This is a genomic window from Caballeronia jiangsuensis (genome assembly GCF_046030135.1).
GTDB lineage: Bacteria > Pseudomonadota > Gammaproteobacteria > Burkholderiales > Burkholderiaceae > Caballeronia > Caballeronia jiangsuensis.
The window spans coordinates 91,578-116,079 of record NZ_JAQQDB010000020.1; the positions used below are offsets into that span (position 1 = coordinate 91,578).

Here is a 24,502-nt window from a genome sequence, read left to right on the forward strand (position 1 = left end):
GCGATGAACGAACCCTTCCCGCCCGCGCCGCTGCTGCTCTATCTGGACGCGCTGCGCGAACGCGCGATGGCGGCCGAATCCATCGATGCGCTCGCGTTCACGATGGCCAACGATCTGCACGCGGTGCAGCCGTTTCGACAGGCGCTCGTGTTCGCCGATCGCGGCAGGCATTGCGAGCTCGTGTGCGCGTCCGGTCTCGCCTCGCCCGCCGAGGATTCGCCTTATCTCGTCTGGCTCGGGCGCGCGAGCGCGTGGATCGCGGCGCAGCTCGCCGGCGACGAGCCGCAATGGTTCGCGCGCGATGCCGTCGATCCGCCGCCCGACATCGCCGATGGCTGGGCCGAATGGTGGCCGAAGGGCGTGTGGTGCGTGCCCGTGCATGCGCCGAATGGCAAGCGGCTCGCGCTGCTTTTCGTGCTGCTGGACGATCCTCCAGCCGAAGCCTTCGCCGCCGTGCTGCGCGGCACGGTCAAGACCTGGGGCTACTGCTGGTGGTCGCTCACGCGGCGCAGCCTGCGCTTCGGCTGGCGGCCGTCGCACCGACCGGTGCTCGTCGCGTGCGCGGCCGCCGCGCTGCTGCTGTTCGTTCCGGTGCGGCAGACCGTGCTCGCGCCTGCGGAAATCGTCTCGGGCAGCGCGCGCATCATCAGCTCGCCGATCGACGGCGTCATTGCCTCGCTCGCCGTGCGGCCCAATCAGCGGGTGGACGCGGGCGCGCTGCTCTTCTCGCTCGACGAAACGTCGCTGAAGAGCCGTGTCGACGTGTTGCAAAGACAGGTCGCCGTCGCGGATGCGGAACTGACCGCCGCGAGCCAGCGCGCCTTCGACAACGCGCAGAGCAAGAACGAGCTGACCGTGCTGAACGGCGTCGCGGAACAGCGCCGCGCGGAACTCGCGGCGGTGACGGCGCAGTTGCAACGCACGCGCGTCTTCGCGCCGGAAAACGGCGTGGCGGTGTTCAGTGATCCGAACGACTGGATCGGCAAACCCGTCATCACCGGCGAGCGCATCCTGCAACTCGCCGATCCGGGCAAGCCCGCGATCCTGATCCATCTGGCCGTCGCGGACGCCATCGCGCTCGATCCCGGCGACGAGGTCACGCTCTATCTGACCGCGTGGCCGCTCGCGCCGCTGCACGGCCGCATCGTCGAGACGAGCTACGAAGCGAAGGCGACCGAGGATGACATCGTCGCGTACCGGCTGCTCGCGAGCGTCGATGACGACGCAAACGAACGCGAGCATGCGCGGCTCGGCCTGCACGGCACCGCAAAGCTGTACGGCCGGCCGGTGAGCCTCGCGTACTACCTGCTGCGCCGGCCGCTCGCCGCGCTGCGCGCCTGGACGGGACTGTGATGAACATCGATCCCGACGCGCCCTCGCCCGCCCTGCGCGACGACCTGCGCCTTTCGGAAGCATCGCCGGGAAGGAATGGCGAGCCCGCGTGGGTGATTCAGGACATCGTCGTCAACCGCTTCTATCGCATCGGCTGGCTGGAGTTCGAATGTCTGCTGCGCTGGGACCGGCCGCCCGCGCAGATCTGCAGCGAGATCGAGCGGGATACCGCGCTGCGGCCCGTGATCGAGCAGGTGATCGCGTTCCGCGCGTTTCTCGAACGGCACGGGCTCCTCAAGCCGACACCCGATACGCTCGCCCGTCTGCGACGCGTCCAGCGCGCGCAATGGTTCACGTGGCGCTGGTGGCTGCATCACTATCTGTTCTTCCGCATTCCGCTGGTGCGCCCGCAGCGTTTTCTCGCATGGCTCGCGAAGCGTCTCGACTGGCTCTTCACGCCGGTTACGCCGATCTTCGTCGTAATCTCGAGCGTCGCCGGCATCGTGCTCGTGCTTCAGCAGTGGGACGTGTTCACGAAAGCCGTGGTCGAGTCCTTCTCCGTCGAAGGCATGCTGAGTTTTGCGCTTGCGCTCATCGTCGCCAAGACGCTGCACGAGATGGCGCATGCGATCGTCGCGACGCGCCTCGGGCTGAAGGTCGCGCACATGGGCGTGGCGTTCGTCGTGCTGTGGCCGATGCTCTACACCGACACCGGCGAAAGCTGGAAGCTCAAACGTGCGCGCCAGCGGCTCGCGATCGCATCGGCGGGCATTCTGTGCGAGCTGTCGCTCGCGGGCCTCTCGACGCTGTGCTGGGCGCTGAGCGATCCGGGCCCGCTGCGCAACGCGTTCCTCTATCTCGCGACGACGAGCTGGGTGCTCTCGCTTGCGCTCAACGCGAGTCCGTTCATGCGCTTCGACGGGTACTTCATCCTGTCGGATCTGCTCGACTTTCCGAACCTGCACTTCCGGGCGTCGGCACTTGCGCGGGTGAGTCTGCGACGCGCGATTCTCGGCCTCGACGATCCGTGGCCCGAACCGTTTGGCGTCATACAGCGGCGCCTGCTCGTCGCGTTCGAGTTCGTGACCTGGCTCTATCGGCTCGTGCTGTTTCTCGGCATCGCGGTCACGGTGTATCTGTTCTTCTTCAAGCTGCTCGGCATCGTGCTGTTCGTCGTGGAAGTAAGCTGGTTCATCGTGCTGCCGGTATGGCGCGAGCTTGGCTACTGGTGGGCGAATCGGCGGCGCGTGGCGCATGGACACCGACTTGTGATCGGCCTGTTCGTCGCGCTCGCGCTGGTGTTGCTCGCGCTGCCCTGGCGCACGCAGATCCACGCGGACGGCGTCGCGCGTGCAGAGCGCGTGCTGCGCGTATTCGTGCCGTTTCCAGCGCGCATCCAGACGATTCTGCCTTCCGGTCCGGTGAGTTCCGACGCGACGCTGATGGAAATGGACGAACCCGATATCGCCGCGCGAATGCGCCGCAGCGAGGCCGGCATTCGCGGCTACGAAGGGCGGCTCGCGGGTCTCATCGCCGATGCGAACGGACTCGATCAGCAGACCTCAGTGCGCGAGCGCCTGCGCGTGCAATACGAGGAAACCGCCGCGGCGCACTCGGAGATCGCGCGTCTGAGCCTGCGTGCGCCGTTCCCGGGCCTCTGGACCGACGTCGATCCGCAATGGCGCGCCGGGCAATGGATCAATCCGAAGGTGCCGGTGGGCGTATTGATCGATCCGCGTAGCTGGCAGGTCGACGCGTTCGTCAAACAGGACGAGGTTCAGCGCATCGCCGTCGGCGACCGGGCGCGCTTCTATCCCGTCGGACAGGTCGCGCCGATCGACGGGCGCGTGCTTGCCATCGACACCACGCGCGTGCGGCAGCTCGATCACCCGATGCTCACGTCGCGCTACAAGGGGCCGCTTGCGGTTTCGTCGGAGCGTGGCGCGCTGATTCCCAACCCGGCGCTGTTCCATGTGCTCGTCGGGCTGGATGCGCCGCCCGCCAACCTGTGGGAAACGCGCGGGCAGTTGCAGATCGATGGCGCGCGTCGAAGTCTGCTGATCGAGGGCGGCACGCATGTGCTCGGCGCGCTGATCCGGCAGAGCGGGTTTTGAGGCGTTCGCGCATGAGGAAGGCGTGGTGACGGGGGTCTGCAAGTGGTCGGTCGAACGGATGTCTCTATCGTGCGCAGGCTCGACTCTTCGACGGGTGGCGACATCGCGCCTGTCCTGGACCGAAGCTTGTGACCTATCCGGGTTCTGAACGCAGCCGTCTTCATCGACGATCGAGAGCGCGCGATGGGAGTGGCAAGGCAATTTCGATTGGGCACCGTCGGACATCATGGTTCTCGCACTGATTTTTCGATCGGCTTCGAACCTGTGAGCGGTCGCTCTGTCCGATTACTGTCTCAATCGGGTAGCCGGTAAATGCTTTTCCGATGGAGCGAGAAAAACGCTTCTCGGACGTCAGTTGCTCTGTGTGAGCAGCCATTTGAATGGCTGGCCGCCTGCCGAAGATCTCAGTTTCGGACGCCACGCCCGGTCCTCTCGCGCGAAGAAAACCCGTTCTTCAACATGGCTAACGGCATGAGCGTCACCGACAATGCTGAACGTCACAGCATTAAAACCCCCTTGCGACCACGCCTGCGTACACCGCCACGGACCGCCTAGCGCACTGAACGAACGTACAACTCCCCGCTGGCCGGCTTCCGGCTTGATACTATCTGCACGCCTGCTAGCACGTCGATGTTCACGCCTTTGAAAATTCAGCGGTGAGCTTCACCAGCAGCCGGACGACGATCGCATGTCTGATTCCGTCTGGAGGGCATATGCAGCTCGATTCAAGTTTTCTATTGTCGGTGCGTCCCGCCCGAAACTCCCACCTTTCTCATCATCCCAGGATCCGCGCGCGCCGTTTTCGGGTTCGTCCAGTGACGGTGGCGCTGCTTTTCGCCACCGCTTGTTTGGAGCTATCCAGCATCGAAACGCACGCCGCTCCGCCCTTGCCGAAGGGCGGACAGTTCGTCGCGGGCAGCGGCTCGATCAGCGGCGGCGGGCAGTCGCTGACGATCAACCAGACCACCTCACGCGGCGTGATCAACTGGTCCAGTTTCTCGATCGCCAACGGCCGCGCCGTCATGTTCAATAACGGCAGCGGCGCGACGCTCAACCGCGTCACGGGCGGCGATCCGTCGGTGATTCTCGGCGCGCTCAACGCGAGCGGCAGCGTCTATCTGATCAACCCGCAGGGCGTGCTCGTCGGGCCGACGGGCGTAATCGCGACGGGCGGGCGCTTCGTCGCCTCGTCGCTCGACGTCGATAACAATGCGTTCATGCCGGGCGGCGCACTCACGCTTTCAGGCGGCGGGAACGGGGTCGTCGTGAATCTGGGACGCATCGGGTCGAGCGGCGGCGATGTCTTCCTCGTCTCGCGCACGCTCGCGGCGAACCTCGGCAGCATCGATGCGGCGCAGGGCACTGCCGAACTCGCGGCAGGCAGCCAGGTGCTGTTGCAGGATGCATCGGGCAGCCAGCAGGTGTTCGTGCAGACGGGCAGCGGCGGCACGGCGCTGAACGCGGGCGCGATCCGCGCCGCGCAGATCGACCTGCAGGCCGCCGATGGCAACGTCTATGCGCTCGCCGGTCACAGCGCCGCGATCCGCGCGACCGGCACGGCCACGCGCGATGGTCACGTATGGCTCGTCGCGGATCCGGGCGGCGTGCACGCGAACGGCGACGTGTCCGCGAGCAACGCAAACGGCAGCGGCGGCACGGTGGAGACGCGCGGCAACACGCTGGACGTCGGCGGCGCGACGGTGTTGGCCGGAACGTGGAAACTCGGCGCACCCACCTTCACCCTTGACGGAAGCAATGCGGGCGCGGTCTCGCGCAGCCTGAATGCTGGCACGTCCGTGGATGTCGAGGCGTCGGTGGGCGATCTGGCCGTCAACGGCAACGTGCAATGGAACGGCGCGGCGGCGCTGACGCTCGGCGCGGCTCACGACGTGACGATCGCTGCGAACACGACGATCGCCAATGCCGGAAGCGGTAACCTCACGCTGCGCGCGGACAGCGGCGGCGTCGACAACGGCGGAAGCATCAAGAATGGCGGGACAATCGACTGGTCGAAGAGCACGGGCATCGTCAGCGCGCTCTACGATATGACCGGGAACTACTCGCCGGGCACCGTGCTCGCCAACACTAGCTGGACCGCGGCGCCATATAGCGGGCTCGTCACGCAGATTACCGCGTACAGGCTCGTCAACAACGTCAACGATTTGCAGAACGTCGCGCTGGATGTCGCGGGCAACTACGCGCTCGGCAAGGACATCGACGCGAGCGGCACGACGGTCTTCAATCCGATCGGGTCACTGCCCGGCCCGGTCGCCGCACTGTCCGACGCGCCGTTCACGGGCCAGTTCGACGGCATGGGCCATTCGATCGACAACCTGAGGATCAACGGCGTGGCCTACGGACCGATCGACATCGGCCGAGGCGGACCCACCGCGGCGCTGGGTCTCTTCGGGGTCGTGGGGAAGAATGGCGTGGTGCGCAACGTGAACCTCACCAATGCAGCCATCGGCGTCGGATCGAATGTCGGGTCGTTCGGGCTGCTCGTCGGCGTCAATTACGGGCTCGTCACCTACTCGTCCAGTTCCGGCAACGTCACCGACTTCATCATTATCGGCGGTGGTCCCGACGGCGGTCTCGTCGGCAGCAACTACGGCACCGTCGAGCGATCGTCCAGCAGTGCAGCGGTGCTCACGCAAGGGGATGCGGGCGGGCTCGTGGGCGACAACTACGGGACCATCGCGCAGTCGTTCGTCACGGGTTCGGTCGGCCGCGGCTCGCACGGCGGCACCGGCGGCATCGTCGGGACCAATGCGGGGCTCCTCACGCAGTCGTATTCGACAGGTTATGCGCAGGACGCGGGGCTCGCCGATGACAACACGGCAACCCGCATCATCGACCAGTCGTTCGCGGCCAACCTGGTCAGCGGCCCCGGCGAGCCGGGCTCGTTTCACGGCGGCATCGCGTTTTATAACTACGGCGCGATTCATAACAACGTCTACTGGGACAGGACGGTGACGACGCAAACGAGCGCCTTCACCATCGGCAACGGCACCGCGCCGCCCGATAGCAACGGCCTCACCACCACGCAGATGAGCAACGCGTCGAACTTTCTCGACTGGGGCATTCCGGCGGGAGGCGTCTGGGCGATGCCCGCTGGCGCGACGCATCCGGTGCTGCAGTGGCAGCAGGGACATTAGCGCATGAGTCATGCGGGAAAAGCGCACGCGCCGGCTTTCCTGCATGGTCGCGAGCTGTCCTCGCATACGCAAGAATCGTCCGACATGGAAAGCCGATCTGCGGCGCGCGATCCACGGTACATACTTTAGGAGTTGATGCATGTTCGATAGATACGCAACGAACGCAATCCGACTCCGCGTCAGTTCGACTGGCTTCTACTGATGATTGACTTTGTTTACTGACAGATTGCGAGATCGATGTATTCGAGCGTCTCATCGAGCGATAGCGCGTGGATGCGCTGCTCCTCAAGCCCATCCCGCGCCAGCATGAACGCATCGCGCATTTGCTCGAGCGCGACACTCCCTTCGTGTTCGTTCGGCGCGTCCCCGTTCGGCGATCCCGGTCATTGGGTGGTCAACCGCGCTGGCTATGCACGGTTCATCGCCCGGGACCATCGCAAGATCGCGTTCGTTCACGTGCCGGATTACCTGATGTTCAGTCACCTCGAACGAACGGGCTATACCGAGGCCCCGCGCGCAGCGGCGATCAGGCTCGACACTTTGGTTTGTATCGAAGAAGGCGGTGCTGAGATGGCGCGCCGATTGCTATAAGCTTCCGGATCGAGCTACACCCAACATTCGCTGCCAGTTTTAAATCCAGACGAGTGCAGCGGCCAGCTCGGTTGGCACGACCCGCCGGATAGACAACGTGCCCAAGTCGAGGTTCAAAACAGGGTTCACCGAAGCGCCTTCTCAGCGATCATCGTCAAGGACAACTAACTCGTTCAGGTTAACGTATCAAAAGAACCAGCGCCCGTCGCCAATGGATATTTCAACAGCCTGTTAAATCCGCTGCTAACGATGTCGAGCGAAGCTGCTTTATGCGGTGGACGGGTCCCATCGCGCCTCCGGCGCAAAACTCCACAAGGCGGGTTCATACGGCCGAATCTATCTGGAAGCACTTCACATCGTGCACTAGACTTCGTTTGCTATGCATCCTTTTCGCAGAGCAACTGACTCATGAGGTCATACCGGTGCGAACTTAGGCGCTCTCTCTTCTGCGCGTATTCACCAGCCAAGCTGCAAACAACTGCCTGGTGAGGTATTTCGCCTGTTTTCGGCCGGGTATCGGTAGTCTCGCCGTGCACCTCAAAATCGTTCGGTCCAAATCTCAGTGCCGCTTGCTCTCCTTGACGCCTTTGATGGGCATCAGGATCCAACTACGGCTTCTAACTTCATCCTGAATCGAGCGCTTCGCTCTAGCCAAGAAGGTACGCCCTGCGCCACGCTGCTTAGCGCTCAATTCGCTCGCACAAAGGTGATAGGGCGGATTCAACCGGTCAACGCAACACCCAATGTTTCCGCTAGCTTCTCAGCGGGGGTCATAAATTGCAATGTCTTGCGCGGCCCATCGTTTAAACGGTTAGCAATCCTTTTCAATTCGGCTTGCGAGTAGCCGTCAACCGGAACTCCCTTGGGAAAGTACTGACGCAGCAGTCCGTTCGTGTTCTCATTGCTCCCTCTTTGCCAAGGGCTGCGAGGATCGCAGAAATACACCTGGACATCGGTGGCGATCGAAAACGCCCCGTGACTTGCCATCTCCGTGCCGCGATCCCAGGTGATCGATCGGCGCAACTCCCCTGGCAGCTTGTTCACCTGTTTGATCAGCGCCGAGACCACGCTCTCAGTGTCCTTGCCCGCTACCTTTATCAGCATCGTATAACGCGAATGCCTCTCCACCAGGGTGGCAATGTAGGTATTGTTCGAGCCCGCCAGCAGGTCGCCCTCCCAATGCCCCGGCACGGCGCGGTCCTGTGCCTGCGCGGGCCGCTCGCTGATCGAGACTGCCCCGACAATACCGCCTCGGCCTTGCCCGCTCGATGACGCGTTTTTCGAACGCCGCATCGTCTGATGGCTACGCAGATGAGCCACCAACTCTTTTGTCAGCACGCCGCGAGCTTGGATGAACAAGCTTCGATAAATTGTTTCGTGCGACAGATGCATGTCCTCGTTCGCTCGGAAGGCGCGCTTGAGCCAGCCGGCGATTTGCGCAGGCGACCATTCTAAGCGCAGCTTGCTGGCGACCCATCGCCGCAAACGAGCATTTCCCGCCAACGCGCATTGCTTGGGCCGCAGCGCACGCTTCCAAGCGGTTGCATCGGCCTCGTGTGCCCGATACTTGAGCACCCCGCCATTGCGCTGCACTTCGCGACTGATCGTCGAGGCAGCCCTTTGCAAGCGCTGCGCAATCTGCCGTATCGACTCCCCCGCGCTCGGACCGCGAGAGATCTCTTCACGCTCGCGCAGCGCCAGCACGCGAGTACTGCGACTGCGCGCTCGCGGAACAATCCCGCCATGTTGACTGACCACCCGATGAATCGAGCTGACGTCGCGCTGCAGTCCGCGCGCGATCTCGCTTAGCGACTCACCTTCGCTCCATCGCCGTCAAATCTGTAGACTGTCCTTGCTGTTCAACCACGGCTTTCTCTGTCGTTTCATTCGCCTTTTTCCTCTGATCCTTACTGGAACAGAGGTATTGCATCGACCGGTTGAATCCGCCCCTACCGCCTTCGAACACCCTAACGAGATCAATGAGCCGTAGTCCGTGTACTGAAAATCATCGATCGACCGTCCGCGGGCTCGAGCACTGATCGCCTTGGCAAGACATACGGCCTGCTGATGCGCCGCTCGGGCGGGCGGAGGCACGCTTCTGTCGTTGGTCCATGTGCAACTGGCACAGTCACCGAGCGCGAAGAGTTATCGTCGCTGATGCTTCGTTACCGTCCGACCATGACCGTATAGACGTCTGATGAAGGTGACGCCATGCTTTCCCAAGGCACAAATGTGACCATTTCCACAAAGGATCATGGACACAGGACCGAATTCATGGAAGTCGAACACCCGCAAGTATCGGCGGAGTACACCGGACGAGAAGCGTCAGATCGTTGAGGAGACGCTGCCCGGTGGCCGTTCGGTTACGGAGATCGCGCGCAGTCGCGAAGCAAACGTGAATCAAGTGTTCGATTGGCGCAAGCAGTATCTCGAGAGACGCGTTCAGCGCCAAATAGCTTCGGCACAGCGCTCCGCGCTGCCGTCGGGTTTGCAAGGGAAACCGTCGAAGAAGAAGCGCGCGAGACCCGATTGAGGCTTGCTCAATCTCCTCGCGGCGCATCTCGGCGTTCGTTGCAGGCGCCGGAACGACGCGAGCGCCTGATCACGGCGCTTGCATCGAAAGCTCATGAGCGGTTCAGATCACGCGCTCGCGCACCCAGCCGGAGATGAGATCGATCAGCGAAACGATCGCGATGACAATCAATATCACCGCCGCCGTCTGCGCATAGTTGAACGAGCGGATCGCTTCATACAGCACCACGCCGATCCCGCCCGCGCCGACCATGCCGACGACCATCGCCGAACGCACGTTCGACTCGAAGCGATATAGCGCGAACGAGATCCACAACGGCAATACTTGCGGGAGCACGCCGTAGACGATTTCATCGAGACTGCTCGCGCCCGTTGCGCGCACGCCTTCCGCCGGCCTCGAATCGACGGCTTCGACCGCTTCGGCGAATAGCTTGGCAAGCACGCCGGTCGTATGCACCCACAGCGCGAGCACGCCGGCGAACGGCCCGAGCCCGACCGCGACGATGAACAACATCGCGAAGACCATCTCGTTGATCGCGCGGCACGCATCCATCAGACGTCGCACCGGCTGCGAGATCCACACCGGCGCGATGTTCTGCGCCGAGAGCAAGCCGCACGGCACCGCGCAAACCAGCGCGAGCGCCGTGCCCCACACCGCGACCGCAAGCGTCACGCTCATTTCATGCACATACGTGCGCCATTCGCTGAAGTCGGGCGGAAAGAAGTCGCGCGCGAACTGGCTCATGTTGCCCGATGCGCCGAGCAGATCGAGCGGACGCATATCGGCGCTCGTCCATGACAGACCGAGCACGGCGATCACGACGATCCACCCGAGCATCGACGTCCAGCTACGCTTGGGCGCGCTCGCATGGACCGGGCGGACGATGCCGGCCTCGAACGTGGCTACGTCGAGCGGCTTCATTTACTTCGCCGCCGTGCTGTCGAGCGCGGCGATCTTCTGATCGAGCGCCGCGATCTTCGCCTGCTTGTCGGCGGCGTCGAGAAGCGCATCGTTCTGCACCTGCTCCTTCTTCTGGAAGAGCGCCATCCGACGAATAGGCACGAGCTGCGCGTCCGACGATTCCGCGAAGCCCGAATAACCCGAGATCGCCGCCATCACCGCCTGCTCGCGCGGGTCCTTTTCAGCGTAGTGGTAGAAGAAGTTGCTCAGCTTGTCCTTCGTTTCTTGCGGCAGATCGCGGCGCCACACGAGCGGGTCCGACGGAATCAGCGGCGACTGCCACAGCACGCGGATCTTCGGATACAGCGCCGGATGTTGCGTCCTGATGGTGTCGAGCATGTCGGTGCTATTGGTCGCGACATCGATCTTGTCGTTCGCGACCGCCAGCATGTTCGCCGCATGGCTCGACGGCAGCACGCTCTTGAACGCGCTCTTCGGATTGATGCCGTTCTTCGCGAACAGATAGTACGAAGGCACGAGCGTCCCCGATGTCGAGTTCGGATCGCCGAAGCCGAGATTGATGTCCTTCGAGTTCTTCAGCACCTGATCGAGCGACTTCCACTTGCTGTTCACGTTCGTGATGAGCAGCGAGTAATAACCCGCCTCGCCGTTCTTGTACTTCACTTTCGCGAAGACTTCGCCATTCGAACGATCGACGGCTTCGATCGCCGACGCATTGCCGAAGTGGCCCACCTGCACCTTGTTGAAGCGCATCGCCTCGATGATGCCCGCGTAGTCGGTCGCGAAATACGCCTTCACGTCGAGGCCGGTCTGCTTGTTCAGATCGTCGATGAGGGGCTGCCAGCGCCCTTTGAGCGCGGCGGACGAATCCGACGAGATGATGCCGAAATTGATCGTTTCGGCATGAACGATCTGCGTCAGAAAGCAGGACGCGAACGCGGCGCCGGCCAGGAAGAAACGGGCTGTTTTCATGATGCGATCCAGGGTTGATGTTGGGTTCGAAACTCAGATGCTCGCGGCCGATGCGAATGCTCGCGAAGCTCGCATGTCGGAGCTCGGCGCGCTGTGCTGCGCGAGCAGTTCGTCCGCCGACGCGCCGTACAGCTCGCGCAGCACGACAGGCGTGAGACGCTCGCTCGCGCCGTCGAACACGACGCGTCCATCGCGCAGGGCGATCGTGCGCGGGCAATATTTCATCGCGACATCGATCTGATGCAGCGATACGACGACCGTCAGGTTGTGTTCGCGGTTGAGCGTCTGCATCAGTTCCATGACGCGGCGCGCCGATTCGGGATCGAGCGATGCGATCGGTTCATCGGCGAGCACGATGCGCGCGCGCTGCACGAGCGCACGGGCCAGTGCCGCGCGTTGCTGCTGGCCGCCGGACAGATTGCTCGCGCGCTCGAACGCGTGCTCGCCGATGCCCATCGCGCTGAGCGATTCCATCGCAAGCGAACGCTCGCCGTGCGGAAAGCGGCCCGCGAGACGCCGCCACAACGACACGCGCGACAACGCGCCGATCAGCACATTGGTCAGCACCGAAAGGCGTCCGACGAGATTGAATTGCTGAAACACGAAGGCGACGTCGCGGCGAATCGACCGCACTTCGCGCACGATCCTGCCGTTCTGCTGGATCGGCCGGCCGAGCAGCGTGACGTGCGACGGCGCGGGGTCGGATGCCGTAAAGCCTGCGATATGCCGCAGCAGCGTCGACTTGCCGGATCCCGAAGCGCCGATGAGCGCGACCATTTCGCCCTCCTCCACGCGCAGATCGACGGAGTCGAGCGACTTGCGGCCATTCCTGAACGTCTTGGTGAGACGCTCGATGCGAATTGCGTCCATAAGCTTCCCTCGATTGGCGCGCTCAAAGGGCGCGCTGAAACGTTCGGGAGATTCTAGGAAGCGAAGATGACGACACGGTGACGCGCATGAGACGTCTAGATGAATACATGACTTCGGCGCGAATCGTTTGAGACGATTGAGCAGGAAATCGATCCGAACGAGTATTCGCGTTTCGCGTGCAGCGCGTCATGATGGTCGCAAATGCAACAACCATTCGGGACTACATCATGAACACGATCCATACGGATGTCGCCATCATCGGTGCAGGCAGCGCGGGGCTTTCCGCGTATCGCGCGGCGAAGGCGGCGGGCGCTTCGGCAATTCTCATCGAAGGCGGCGCGCACGGAACGACGTGTGCGCGCGTCGGCTGTATGCCTTCGAAGCTGCTCATCGCGGCCGCCGATGCCGCGCACCACGCGAACCACGCCGATGCATTCGGTGTGCATATCGACGGCGCCGTGCGCATCGACGGGCGCGAGGTGATGGCGCGTGTGAAGCGTGAACGCGATCGTTTCGTGAGCTTCGTCGTCGCGGGTGTGGATGCGATGCCCGAAGCGGACAAGCTCACCGGCTACGCGCGTTTCATCGACGACAACCTGTTGCTGGTGGGCGAGCACACGAAGGTGCACGCGAAGAGCGTCGTGATCGCGACGGGATCGAGCCCGGTCATGCCGGCGATGTATCGCGCGCTCGGCGATCGGGCCGTCATCAACGACGACGTGTTCGCATGGGATGACCTGCCGAAGCGCGTCGCGGTGATCGGCGCGGGCGTTATCGGGCTGGAACTCGGTCAGGCGTTGGCACGGCTGGGCGTGCGCGTATCGCTGCTGGGTGCGCGTGGGCGCGTCGGGCCTTTGAGCGATCCGGATGTGCGCGGATATGCCGAACGCGTGTTCAGCGAGGCGTTTCATTTCGAACCGCGTGCGCAGGTCGAAGCGGCCGCGCGCGAAGGCGATGAAGTGCGCTTGCGTTATGTGTCCAGCGCGGGAGAACTGATCGAAGACACCTTCGATTACGTGCTCGTGGCCGCGGGACGCAAGCCCAATATCGGCGGCCTTGCCTTGCAAAACACGTCGCTCACACTCGATGACGATGGCGCGCCTGTCTATGACCCGCTGACCTTGCAGGCGGGCGCGCATCCGGTATTCATCGCCGGCGATGCGAACGGCGTGCTGCCCTTGCTTCACGAAGCTGCCGACGAAGGTCGCGCGGCGGGTACGAACGCAGCGCGCTATCCGCATGTCGCGCCGGTCGAGCGTCGCGCGCCGATTGCGATTGCGTTCACGGACCCCGGCATCGCGATGGTCGGAGCGCGTCACGCCGACCTGACGCAAGGCGCGTTCGTGACGGGCGAAGTGAGTTTCGAAGATCAGGGGCGCAGCCGCGTGATGCTCAGAAATCGCGGGCTAATGCATGTGTATCTCGATCGCGCGAGCCGCCGTTTTGTCGGCGCGGAATGGATCGGGCCGGATGCGGAGCATATCGCGCATTTGCTCGCGTGGGCTTTGCAGATGAAGCTCACGGTCGATGAAATGCTGCGGATGCCTTTCTATCATCCGGTAGTCGAGGAAGGGTTGCGCACGGCGTTGCGGGATGCGGCGGTCAAGCTGGGATGATTGGCGGGGTTGCGGTCAGTAAAGCGGTGTCAGGACAAACAGAAGGTAATGTCGCGCCGGCAGCGAGCGTCTCCACGCGTGCTTGCTGACGGCGACACTGACCGGCATCGCGCCGGTTATCTTTTTGGATTGCGCTATACATGGCGCATCGAGTTCACTGCAGACGAATAGCGCGCCGCGCCGCTTGAGGTCCGCCATGTTCAACCAAGGCGTCGTTTCAGGCTTTGACATGTCCCAGTAGCGGGTGTCGCCGTCACTGTAGAAGGCGATCGATTGCGCTTCATGGCCCGAACCCGCCACCACGGGAATCGCGTGCTGGAAGCGCTGCTTCCACATGAAGTGCGCCGCTTCGGCGAGTTCCGCACGTGGTTCGGCGGCATCGTCGGTGTTGCGGAGCGCACCAATGTAGCCGATTGCAGACGCGGCTACGAACACGATCAGCCAGTAGCAGACGAGTGTACGAAACGCCCGCTCAGGCCTGAACGAGAAGCCGGCGCGGTCCAGAACGGCCAGCCACAAGGGCACGATGGCGAACCATTGCGCCATGCCCCATACCGAAGCCATTTGTGTTCTGGACAGAACGGCGATCATGCCTACGACAATGAGGGGGCCGAGGGCGAGCCACCAGAGGTCCGGGTTGAGCGTAGGCTTCGCGACGCTCGCGGCCATCATCCGGGCAGCCTCACCTCGTCGCTCACGCACCAGCACGAGCGTCACGACAAAGCTCAGCGCGAGATAGCCAATCTGCGCAAGCGTATAGACACAGAAACGCGCCGCTGCGGCCAGAAATGAGCCACCTGTACGTTCGTTAGCGTAATTGAAGGTCGGGAAGTGATTGATTACGAGCCAGTGAATGTGCGGTGCCAGCACGACCGCACCTGCCGCCGCGACCAGTAGCACGCGCCAGTCAAAAAAGCGTGCGCGCCAGGCCGGCCGCGCAAGCATCGCAACGAACAGCGCGATCAGCAGCACGATCGAAAAGTACTTGCCGAGCACTGCGGCGGCCGCCAGCACTCCGACTGCAATCGCCGCCAGCCAACTGCGCGTCTGCATGAAGCGCACGAAAAAGTAAGCGGTCCACGGCCACACCGAGAGCAGCACCGAGTTTGCGTTGAACTTGATCGCGAGGTTCGAGTAGAGCGGCGAGACGGCCATCGCGAGCCCCGCTATTACGGCAAGCCTGCGCGGTACGAAGCGCCGCGAAAGCGCGACGATGCCGAGGAGGCCAATCATCGCATTGATCGCTGAAAGCGCGAAATAGGCAATGTCCGTGTGTGGAAAGACGCGAAACCATGCCGCCGTGATCCACGCGAATAGCGGCGGGTGCTTGGCGTAGCCGGCCTGCCATTCGATACCCCACACGTAGTTCTCGACCATGTCGCCCTGAGTGTCGAGATTGCCGCGAGAAAGCCACGCGCAGATGATCCAGACGATCGCGTGGACAGGCAGCAGCCAGATGAGGTGTCGAGTGCGGCCATCATCAATAATGGATGTTGCCGAGGTGGCGGCATTGGGCCGGCCGAGTGTAGTGTCTGACATCGGAGATATATGGTTTTGGGATATGCGCTGAATCTTCAGACGCGGTGCTCGGCTATTGCGAGCGCGAAATGTCACGCGCCGTCCGACCCGTAGACCTTGCGCACGATATAGACAGGGCGTCGTTTCGCTTCCATGTAAATGCGGCCGACATATTCGCCGATCACGCCAATTCCCACGAGTTGCGCACCACCGAGAAACAACACCGCCGTGATAATCGATGCATAACCGGGAACATCAACGCCGCGAAGCAGCGTGCGCAGAGTTAGATAAAGCGCGTAGAGAATTGCAAAAGAAGCGGTAGCGCCGCCGATATATGTCCAGACACGCAGCGGCAATGTGCCAAAGCTCGTGAGTCCTTCGAGCGCAAAATTCCACAGTTTCCAGGCCGAGAATTTCGTTTTTCCCGCTGCACGGGAAAGGCGGACGTATTCGATCTGCGTCGTGCGAAAGCCCACCCAGGCAAAAAGGCCCTTCATGAATCGCCGATTTTCCGGCAACTGTTTAAGGGCTTCTACAACGTTCCTCGACATCAACCGGAAATCGCCTGCATCGTTTGGAATCAGCGTCTCGGAAATAGCGTTGTGAACGCGATAGAACAGCATTGCAGTGCCGCGCTTGGTCCAAGTGTCCGTGTTGCGTTCGGCGCGCTTCGCAAGCACCACGTCGTAGCCTTCTCGCCATCGCTCGATAAGTCTAGGGATGACTTCGGGCGGGTCTTGAAGATCCGCGTCGAAGGGAATCACCGCATCGCCGGTCGCGGCATCGATGCCCGCGGTCAACGCTGCCTCCTTACCAAAGTTCCGCGACAAATCCACGACGAGTACATGCCGATCGTGCTTGCAAGCCATCAGCAACATATCGAGGGTGGTGTCGGTACTGCCATCATTGACGCAAACAATTTCGTAATCCACGTCTTTCAGACCGCGCAATACAGAAGTGACAGAAACGAAAAACTGGCTAATTACCGCGGCTTCGTTATGAAAAGGCACCACGAGCGAAATACGCCGACGCACCACTGCGCAATCTTGGTTCATATATTTCATAGAGCGCGCTGAGAGCACGCCAAAAGTAGTGAGCTTCGGCAAATCCAGTTGCTAGAGCTTGAACACTGCGTCGTTGGATCAGGTTCGCCGGCGCGGCGGATTGAACAAGCAGGCTTCCCGTCGATTGTTGCGTGTGCGTGCTCGTCCAGCACGGCAAGAGATCATCACACCACTGCCAGCCGTTCCTTGATAACGAACCCAGCGCGCGGGCTGGGCTTGTTGTGACCGGTGTCTGAGCTTATAACGCTTAGTCCGAAGGGAATCCAGTTCAACGTCTTCTTCCCACTATCCAAGCGCCCCCCTGGACAGCCCGAAAATTACCGCGCGAGTAACATCCCCAAATATAGGAATTTACTGAATTGAACGCCGCCGACGCGAGCTTTTGCATTGCCGCTCATGATCGCCCGACACGTAAAATGGGCGTCATGTCGAAAGCACCCGCCCAACCTCCCCGGCAAGAGCCCGACTTGCCGCTTCACACACCGAGCACCGCATCGCTCGCGGTCGCGGCAGCCATCGCGATGATCGCGTGGCTCGCGTTCGCCGCGCAAGTGGACATCACCATCGCGCGCGTGGTCCATCGCGGCTTCACCGTGTTCGACGGCATCGCCCGCATGAGCAGCTATCTGACGAACCTCACGGTGCTGCTGACCGCGCTTTGCTTCACGTGCGTCGCGACACGTGCGCAATTCCCCATCGCGCGATTGTTTCGAAAACCGACTGTCGTGACGGCGGTCGTCGTATATATCGTGTTCGTCGGCATCGCCTATAACGCGTTGCTGCGATATCTCTGGACACCATCGGGTTATCGCGCGCTCGTCAACGAATCGCTGCACACGCTCGTGCCGGCGCTCGCAGCCTTGTACTGGTTCTTGTTCGTGCCGCGCTTTCATCTGTCATTGCGACGATGTGCGCTCTGGCTCGTCTATCCGCTCTCTTATCTTTGCATCACGCTTTGGCGCGGAAGTCTCTCCGACTTCTATCCCTATCCGTTCATCAACGTCGCCGAACTCGGCTATGAGCGCGTGCTCATCAATGCCGCGATGCTCGTCGTCGCGTTTCTCGTTTTGATGAGCGTATTTCTCGTGATCAACCATCGGCGCGAAGACCTGAGCGTAGCGGATCCGGAGGAGGAATCCGGCGATTCGTCCTCCGGCCGCATCGATTAGGCTTCGGCGCGCCTGCGATTCACGACGAGATCCGCAACGAACGCGACCGCCAGCGCAAACGCTCCGCACGCGAAGATCAGCGCGTAATTGTTATGCGTATGCGAGAACAGGAACGAATAGCCATAGCCCGCGAGCGCCTGGCACAGCGCGAATGCCGATGTCGCCCGGCTCCACGCCGCGCGCTGCTCCGCATGATCGTGCGGCAGGAGTTCATGCACGCGGCCGAGCGCGAGCGGCACGATGCCCGTCGTCGAAATGCCGAGCGCGACTGTTGCGGCGCCGATCACATACGGGTTCGCGGATAAAGCCAGCAACGCCACCGCGCACGCCTGCAACGCCAACGCGAAACGATAAGCCATGCCGAAGCTGAAACGATCGCCCGCATTGCCGCAGATGAGCGGCCCGAAAATCGCGGCCACGCCATACAGCACCCAATAGCTCGCGCCCACATCGGCGCCACGGCCATAACCACGCGCGATGTAATCGACGAGCAAAATCATCACGGGCACGAGGCCGAGCGCGTTCGCAGCGTATTGCGCGTACAGGAGCCGCAGACGCGTGCCGCCGTGCGCATCCGTTTGTGTCGTCGCGGCTTGCGCAGCCACAGCGGGAGGATTGGATGCGGGCCAGCCGAACCAGGCAATCGCGGTGAGCACGAGCGAGAAAATGCCCAGACCCATCCACGTGTCGTGCAGCCCGTGATGCAGGAGCTTCGGAATCAGCGTGCCCGATGCCGCGATGCCGAAGCCCAGCCCGATGAAGATCATGCCGCTCGCGAAGCCGCGACGCGCGACCGGAATATGCGGCAGGATCGTGGTCGCGACGAGCACCATGATCGCGCCGCCCGACAGGCCCGACAGAAAGCGCCACGCGAAGAACCATGCGATCGACAACGGAAACGCGCATGCGAAGAACGCGGCCGTTGCGATCGCCATCAAAAGGCGCAGCGCGTGACGATTGCTAAGCGCTTTGGCAATCGCGCGGCCGATAAGCGCGCCCGCCAGATATCCCGCGAAATTCGCGGCGCCGAGCGTTACCGCCTGCGACGACGTGAACCAGTGCGCCTCGATGAGCGGCGGAATCAGCGGCGTATAAGCGAAGCGTGCAAGGCCGATCGCGACGAGACTCGCGCAAAAGCCCGCGAGCATCGCGAATAGCGCGCGGGCATCGAGTGAAGTGTGCTGATCGGCGCGAATGGCCGATATCGTTTGATCCGACATGGTGACGACTCCTGCGGCGCGTCGCGTTTGCACGCGGCCGGACTAAGTGACGTGAAAGATGCGAGGTTTTAGCGCTTGCCGGTGGAGAGACCGAGCGGCGGCAGCTTGAGCATCGCGAGCGTCGGCCCGACGGCATTGCTCAGCAACGCAGGCTTCGGATCGACGCGCGCCAGCACACGCACGCCGAGCAGCACGGCGAGGAGGCTGGTGGCGGCAGCGTCGGCGGACATCACGCGCTCGATCACGCCGCTCTTCAGGCCGGCCTTCATGCAGCGCTCGAAAAACGCTCGCATCAGCGCGATCTCCTCGGTGATGAGTTCGCGAAACTCCTCGTCCTCCGGCGATGCACCGAGCGCCGCGTTGACCAGCATGCAGCCCCGCCGATGTTCGTCCGACACGGAACGCTCGACGATCTCGCGAAAGAACGCGGTGATCGCGCGGTCAGGCGTCATCGACGATTCGAGCCGCTGAATGCGCTCGCGCAAGGTGTGTTCGAGATAGTGATCGAGCGCACGCAGAAAGAGCGCGCGCTTGTCGCCGAAAGCGTTATAGAGACTCGGCTGCGTAAGGCCGGTGTACTGCACGAGGTCGCGCGTGGACGTGCCTTCGTAGCCGTGCGTCCAGAACGCTTCGGCAACGGCATCGAGCACGCTGTCCTCGTCGAAATTGCGCGGTCGCGCCATAGCCCTGCTCCATCGAATTGAAGGGACCGACGTTCTATATCGGTCGATACAAAACGTATTGTATCGATGGATACAAAACCGTGCAGCATCCCCATTCAACGATGCGGGTCTTGGAATTCGGGGAAATAGACTGAGGAAAGACGAGGCGCTTCGGAGACGCGCGCGCGTCCCCGAAGGCGTAAGCAGTGTCAGGCTTCTTTCGAATCGAACATCAATAGCTCGACGCCGGCCTGCGCAAAGTTCGCGAGATCGCCGGCGGTCTTTTGGCCTTCGGGCGAGCCAAGCGCGGTCTGAATGGCTTCGAGCGAATCGAACTGCAATAGCGCGACGAGGTGATAGGGCGAATCGCCCGACGCCGCCACGACCGGCCCCGTGCTGATCTCGTAGCGCCGCAAGCCCGGCAGCGTCTTCGCGAGCGGCGCATGGGTCGAAGCATAGTATTCGTCGAATGCTTTCGGGTCGGACGGGTGCTTGTATAGCGCTACGAGCTGGGCCATCGTGATGTCTCCTGGTGGTTGTACGGCGTTAGAAGAAGGCTTGCGTCAACGCGTCACTGCTTTTCGAGCTGAAGATAGATGCGCTGCACGTTCTGCGGCTGCGCGATCGCATAGAGCTTGTAGTCTTTGAACGCGGGAACCTGCACGGTATGCATCGCCTCGGTGAGGCCGATGCCGCTCTTGTAGGCACGCTTTACGGACACATCCAGCTCGCGAAGATAATCGCCCGTGCGCATGATGTCGTCGCCGCGCAATGGCGCGCCGAAGCCCGGAACGACCGTCGTCAGGTCGAGCGCATGCAGGTTCTCCAGCGCGGCGAGCCAGCCGGGAATCTGCTCGTTGCGCAATTCGGGGATGCGTCCGTTCGAGACGAGCCCGCCCGCAAAGAGCACGCCGGTTTGCGTATCGAGCACGGCGAGATCGCCGGGCGTGCTCGCGGGCCCGAAGTGCAGCAGTTGCAGCTTGCGCCCGCCGCTCTCGATTTCCGTCGTGCCGTTCACGGTTTTATCGGGCACCGTCACGCGCGAGCCGGCCATTTCATCTTCGCCGAGCGTCTTGCGCAGATTCGCGAGGCAGATCGAGCAGCGCTCGCGAATCAGTTGCGCGGCGCGCGCGTGTGCGAGGATCGGCACGTCGTCGTCACGGAACGCGGCCGCGCCGAACACGAATTCGGGCGCCTGATGCGTGATGATGACGAGCTTCACCGGTAACGGCGTGACCTTGCGGATCGCTTCGATCATCGCGCGGCCATAGCGATACGATGACCCCGTGTCGATCACCGTGACGCCATCCTGCCCGACGATGAAGCCATTGTTCGACACGATGCCGTGATTCGCGGGCGCGACCGCATCGTTGTCGCCGAGGAACGCGTACACGCCCGGCGCGATCGCGACGGGCGCGGGCATGCCGCTCATCGCCGCGTGCGCGAGCGTGCTCAATGCAAGGAGCAGCATGCAGACGAGCGCCCGCAATCGGCACGCCGTCATTTCATCGCCGATGTTTGCGCGCCGCCCGGTTGCGCGCTTACTGCCACGGCGCCTTCCCACTGCTTGTTCTTCGTATCCTCGATATGCGCCTTTAATTCGCCGGTCCCGGATGGCACGAAATAGAAACGGAAATTCGGGTTCTCGCTGATTGAGAAATTGACGTTCGCGATCATCACCGGTTTATCCGCATACGTGACCGAGACCTTGCGAATGAAGTATGCCGACGCGTAGTTGCGCGTGACCTGATTCATCGCCATGCCGGTGCGATTCGGATGGCGCACCATCACTTGCGCAAGCTCGGGCTTGCCCGCAACGGCCTGCCCGTCAGCCTGAATCTTGACCTGTCCGGCAGCGCGCTCGGCGGCGTCCTCGTCCTTGTCGGCGGGCGCGGAACAGCCGCCCGATGCCTTCACGAAGCGAATCGCGCTATAGAGCTTGCCGTCGTTCGTCTCCGCGATCACGCGCATGAACGTGTAGTCTTCCACGCGCACGCGCGTCTCGATCGTCGCGAGTCCGGATTCCGGCGTGAACTCGAACGAACCCGCATAAGGCTCGGGGTTCTCGTCGATGAAAAGATAGAGCTTGCGGATGTAATGCGTGGGCGTCTGCGGGAATTGCGCGTTCACCGCGATTGGCACGACGGACGCGTCCGCCGCGCGCGCGGGCGCATCGAGCTTGATGACGGCATCGCCGTGCGGATCGATCGCCCGGCCTTTGAACGTGCCTTCCTTGAAGTCGAGCCAGCGCGCCACCTTGTCGGGATCGTCGTCGGGCTGCGCCGCTTGCGCGGCATATGGCGCGAAGAGCGCTGCGGCGAGGCTCGCTATCGACATCGCGCGAGCGCCGGACCATGCTGTGTTCATGATGTCCCTCCAATGCTGCACTACTGCTCCCACTCGAGCTCCGCATAAGCGGCCGTCACATTGCGACGGTGATACATGTCGACGAGGCGCCAGTCATCCTTCTCGTCGACGCCGATGCTATCGACGGCCTGCTGGATCGTCTCGCCCTTCCTGATGGCCGCACGCACATCGCGCGCCAGGTCGGCGAGATAGCGTTCCTCGGCGTCGAGCGATTGCCGCCATGGCGGATCGAGCGGACCGTGCCCCGGCACGACATGACGCGGATTCATCTGGCGAATGCGCGCGATATCGTCGAGCCAGCCGGTCACGCTCCCATCGACGACGGGAATGCAGCGCACGAACAAAAGATCGCCCGTCCACAACGTGCCGCTCTTCTCATCGTATACCGTCAAATCGTTGTTGGTATGCGCCGTTTTCCATGTGCGCAGCGTGAGCGTGCGTCCGCCGATGTCGAGCGTGCCGATGCCGTCGATTGTCTTTGTCGGCGGGACGATCTCGCTGCCTGCCGCCGCGCTGCCCAGTTCGCGGTTCAGCGCGCGCATGTAGTTGTCCGCGCGTGAGGCTTCGGCTTGCGCGAGCGTTGCGCTGCCGACGAATTGCGGGTGATCGCCCTTGAATGCCGCATTGCCGAAGATGTGATCCGGATGCATGTGCGTGTTGATGACATAACAAACCGGCAGCGGTGTGACGGCGCGTATTGCGGCGCGCAACGCGCGGCCTTCGGCGAGCGTGCCGCCCGTATCGATTACCGCGACGCAGCGCGTGCCGACGATAAAGCCCACGTTCGCGATATCGCCGCCGTTTTCGGGAGTCGCGACGTCGTCGTGACCGCGATGCGCGTAATTGCCCGGCGCGATTTGCCTGACCGATAGCGCGGTCTCACCGCGCGCAATCGTCGCGCATGCAATTAGTATGACGAACACGACATGCCGTGAGACTTGCGCGACGCTCATCGGACGCCGCCCGCTTCGGCGAGGCGTCTGGGTCGGCGAAGACCGAACTGCGCGTATTCGCGCTCCAGAAACGGTTCGGCGTGTTCGAGGAGAAAACGGCGAAACGCGAGACATGTGGGCGACAGTTGTTTGGAGCGTGAATGCACGAGTTGCCAGGTCCGTTCGACGGGCGTGCCGTTGACGTCGAGCACGGCGATTTCACCGGTGCGCAATTCCAGCGACAACGTGTGCAGCGAGATGAGGCTCACGCCCATTCCCGCCATTACTGCCTGCTTGATGGTCTCGTTACTGCCGAGCGTGACGCTGCGCGCGGGCACGAAAAGGTTCTGCTTGAAAACATGCTCCACGACCGCGCGTGTGCCCGAGCCCGGTTCGCGCAGGAGGAATGTATCGTTCGCGAGTTCCTGGAGATCAAATGCCTTTGCGTGACGCAATGGATGCGACAGCGGCGCGACGATCACATGCGGATGATAGGCAAGCGGCTCGGCCGTCGTGCCGAGTTCGGGCGGCGGCCGGCCCATGATGGCGAGGTCGGTTGCGTTGTCCTGCAGCAAACGCAGAAGCGTCTCGCGGTTACCGACGGAGAAATGCACGTCGACCTTTGGATACTGCTGTCTGTAGAGCGCGAGAAGCTTGGGCGCGAAGTAGGTCGCCGAGCTGACGATGCTCACCGCGATCGAGCCGCTGTCGGCTTGCGTGAGCGACATCATCGCGTCTTCGGCGTCTTTTATTTCGCCCAGTATGCGGGTTGCGTGATGCGATAGCTTTTCGCCGGCCTCCGTCAGTGCGAGACGACGGGCGACGCGTTCGAACAAGGGCAGTCCGATGGCTTCTTCCAGTTGACGGATTTGCATCGATACAGCGGGTTGCGTCAGGTGCAGTTCCTCGGCCGCGCGCGCGAAGCTCGGACAGCGGCTGGCTATCACGAAGATTTGCAGCTGGCGCAGGGTTAGGGAACGGATGAAGTTCACAAGGGGTTTTGGGGAGGTGGGTTTGCTTGGGCTTCTATGGGTGGCCTGTGGTCGTGTCGGTATATTGGCGTTGCCCCTCCCCGGGGCGGGGGTCACTTTCTTTGCTGCTGCAAAGAAAGTAACCAAAGAAACAGCTATCCCCAGCCTAAGCACTTCACACCGGCCGCGGCACAGGCGATTGGCCTAATGGCCCGGCTGTAGCGAGTGCCCCCACAAAACTCACCGGGCTTGGACCGCGCACGGTCTGCCGCACCAAATGTTTTAGCGCGCTGGTTCAGCACCAAATAGCTCCGGCCCGCTTCGCGGCCGATGGGTCAATCAATCGGGTCTGCGTACGCTTCTTCTCGACGGTTTCCCTCGCATACCCGACGGCAGCGCGTAGCGCTGTGCCGAAACTCTTTGGTGCTGAACCAGCGCCCTAAAACAACTAGCTTGTCAGACCGTGCGCGAGCCAAGCCCGGTAAGTCCTTCGAG

The 24,502-nt window shown here is 62.5% G+C and carries 19 protein-coding genes and 1 pseudogene; 7 read left to right on the forward strand and 13 right to left on the reverse strand.

The genetic code is table 11. The annotated features are described in order from the left end of the window. The first annotated feature begins 3 nt into the window (after positions 1 to 3). From PQR08_RS21655 to PQR08_RS21670, 4 genes are all read left to right on the forward strand, one after another. Positions 4 to 1,353 (forward strand): efflux RND transporter periplasmic adaptor subunit, encoded by a 1,350-nt coding sequence (locus PQR08_RS21655; protein ID WP_250485121.1) that lies wholly within the window; start codon positions 4 to 6, stop codon positions 1,351 to 1,353. Continuing rightward, the gene (locus tag PQR08_RS21660; protein WP_250485122.1) at positions 1,353 to 3,446 is read left to right on the forward strand and encodes a site-2 protease family protein; all 2,094 of its coding nucleotides are present in this window, start codon (positions 1,353 to 1,355) and stop codon (positions 3,444 to 3,446) included. The genes PQR08_RS21655 and PQR08_RS21660 overlap by 1 nt, the downstream gene beginning before the upstream one ends. A gap of 713 nt (positions 3,447 to 4,159) precedes the next feature. After that, on the forward strand, positions 4,160 to 6,601 hold the full coding sequence (locus PQR08_RS21665; RefSeq protein ID WP_408162279.1) for a two-partner secretion domain-containing protein: 2,442 nt from the start codon (positions 4,160 to 4,162) through the stop codon (positions 6,599 to 6,601). 306 nt (positions 6,602 to 6,907) lie between these two features. After that, positions 6,908 to 7,192: a type 1 periplasmic-binding domain-containing protein gene (locus PQR08_RS21670; protein ID WP_238217274.1), complete on the forward strand. Its 285-nt coding sequence runs from the start codon at positions 6,908 to 6,910 to the stop codon at positions 7,190 to 7,192. 720 nt (positions 7,193 to 7,912) lie between these two features. Here the strand turns inward: PQR08_RS21670 and PQR08_RS21675 are convergent. Further along, positions 7,913 to 9,079, reverse strand: a pseudogene (locus PQR08_RS21675) (IS30 family transposase). A gap of 367 nt (positions 9,080 to 9,446) precedes the next feature. Here PQR08_RS21675 and PQR08_RS21680 point away from each other — a divergent pair. Continuing rightward, positions 9,447 to 9,725, forward strand: a complete 279-nt coding sequence (locus PQR08_RS21680; protein ID WP_250484773.1) for a transposase — start codon at positions 9,447 to 9,449, stop codon at positions 9,723 to 9,725. A gap of 102 nt (positions 9,726 to 9,827) precedes the next feature. Here the strand turns inward: PQR08_RS21680 and phnE are convergent, their stop codons facing one another. The 3 genes from phnE to phnC all read right to left on the reverse strand — a co-directional run bounded on the left by phnE (position 9,828) and on the right by phnC (position 12,488). Beyond that, positions 9,828 to 10,562, reverse strand: coding sequence for a phosphonate ABC transporter, permease protein PhnE (gene phnE, locus PQR08_RS21685; protein ID WP_250484822.1), 735 nt, complete (start codon positions 10,560 to 10,562; stop codon positions 9,828 to 9,830). An 84-nt stretch (positions 10,563 to 10,646) separates the two neighbouring features. Beyond that, a complete protein-coding gene (gene phnD, locus PQR08_RS21690) occupies positions 10,647 to 11,618 on the reverse strand; it encodes a phosphonate ABC transporter substrate-binding protein (protein WP_250484772.1) in 972 nt (323 codons plus the stop codon). A gap of 33 nt (positions 11,619 to 11,651) precedes the next feature. Beyond that, positions 11,652 to 12,488, reverse strand: a complete 837-nt coding sequence (gene phnC / locus PQR08_RS21695) for a phosphonate ABC transporter ATP-binding protein (protein ID WP_250484771.1) — start codon at positions 12,486 to 12,488, stop codon at positions 11,652 to 11,654. A gap of 227 nt (positions 12,489 to 12,715) precedes the next feature. Between phnC and PQR08_RS21700 the strand changes: the two genes are divergently transcribed. Then, positions 12,716 to 14,104 carry a dihydrolipoyl dehydrogenase gene (locus PQR08_RS21700; protein ID WP_250484770.1) on the forward strand — a complete coding sequence of 463 codons (1,389 nt, stop codon included), beginning with the start codon at positions 12,716 to 12,718 and terminating at the stop codon, positions 14,102 to 14,104. A gap of 15 nt (positions 14,105 to 14,119) precedes the next feature. Here the strand turns inward: PQR08_RS21700 and PQR08_RS21705 are convergent, their stop codons facing one another. Together PQR08_RS21705 and PQR08_RS21710 are read right to left on the reverse strand one after the other, a co-directional pair. Then, positions 14,120 to 15,643 (reverse strand): glycosyltransferase family 39 protein, encoded by a 1,524-nt coding sequence (locus PQR08_RS21705; RefSeq protein WP_250484769.1) that lies wholly within the window; start codon positions 15,641 to 15,643, stop codon positions 14,120 to 14,122. A gap of 71 nt (positions 15,644 to 15,714) precedes the next feature. Next, on the reverse strand, positions 15,715 to 16,677 hold the full coding sequence (locus PQR08_RS21710; RefSeq protein WP_284509048.1) for a glycosyltransferase family 2 protein: 963 nt from the start codon (positions 16,675 to 16,677) through the stop codon (positions 15,715 to 15,717). A gap of 434 nt (positions 16,678 to 17,111) precedes the next feature. Between PQR08_RS21710 and PQR08_RS21715 the strand changes: the two genes are divergently transcribed. Next, positions 17,112 to 17,855, forward strand: a complete 744-nt coding sequence (locus tag PQR08_RS21715; protein ID WP_187605291.1) for a Pr6Pr family membrane protein — start codon at positions 17,112 to 17,114, stop codon at positions 17,853 to 17,855. On the opposite strand, the gene PQR08_RS21720 is transcribed toward PQR08_RS21715, so the two are convergent. The 7 genes from PQR08_RS21720 to PQR08_RS21750 all read right to left on the reverse strand — a co-directional run bounded on the left by PQR08_RS21720 (position 17,852) and on the right by PQR08_RS21750 (position 24,028). Next, positions 17,852 to 19,075, reverse strand: coding sequence for a YbfB/YjiJ family MFS transporter (locus PQR08_RS21720; RefSeq protein WP_250484768.1), 1,224 nt, complete (start codon positions 19,073 to 19,075; stop codon positions 17,852 to 17,854). The genes PQR08_RS21715 and PQR08_RS21720 overlap by 4 nt on opposite strands. 68 nt (positions 19,076 to 19,143) lie before the next feature. Then, on the reverse strand, positions 19,144 to 19,758 hold the full coding sequence (locus PQR08_RS21725) for a TetR/AcrR family transcriptional regulator (RefSeq protein WP_250484767.1): 615 nt from the start codon (positions 19,756 to 19,758) through the stop codon (positions 19,144 to 19,146). A 188-nt stretch (positions 19,759 to 19,946) separates the two neighbouring features. After that, positions 19,947 to 20,255, reverse strand: coding sequence for an EthD family reductase (locus PQR08_RS21730; protein ID WP_238217287.1), 309 nt, complete (start codon positions 20,253 to 20,255; stop codon positions 19,947 to 19,949). 53 nt (positions 20,256 to 20,308) lie between these two features. Then, positions 20,309 to 21,241, reverse strand: a complete 933-nt coding sequence (locus PQR08_RS21735) for an MBL fold metallo-hydrolase (protein WP_250484766.1) — start codon at positions 21,239 to 21,241, stop codon at positions 20,309 to 20,311. Continuing rightward, a complete protein-coding gene (locus PQR08_RS21740) occupies positions 21,238 to 22,104 on the reverse strand; it encodes a quinoprotein dehydrogenase-associated SoxYZ-like carrier (RefSeq protein ID WP_238217291.1) in 867 nt (288 codons plus the stop codon). Before PQR08_RS21740 ends, PQR08_RS21735 begins: the two co-directional genes overlap by 4 nt. 20 nt (positions 22,105 to 22,124) lie before the next feature. Beyond that, entirely contained in the window at positions 22,125 to 23,057 is a 933-nt protein-coding gene (locus tag PQR08_RS21745) for a quinoprotein relay system zinc metallohydrolase 2 (protein ID WP_250484765.1), read from the reverse strand. Next, positions 23,054 to 24,028 (reverse strand): LysR family transcriptional regulator, encoded by a 975-nt coding sequence (locus PQR08_RS21750; RefSeq protein WP_035510980.1) that lies wholly within the window; start codon positions 24,026 to 24,028, stop codon positions 23,054 to 23,056. The genes PQR08_RS21745 and PQR08_RS21750 overlap by 4 nt, the downstream gene beginning before the upstream one ends. Positions 24,029 to 24,502 lie beyond the last annotated feature (474 nt).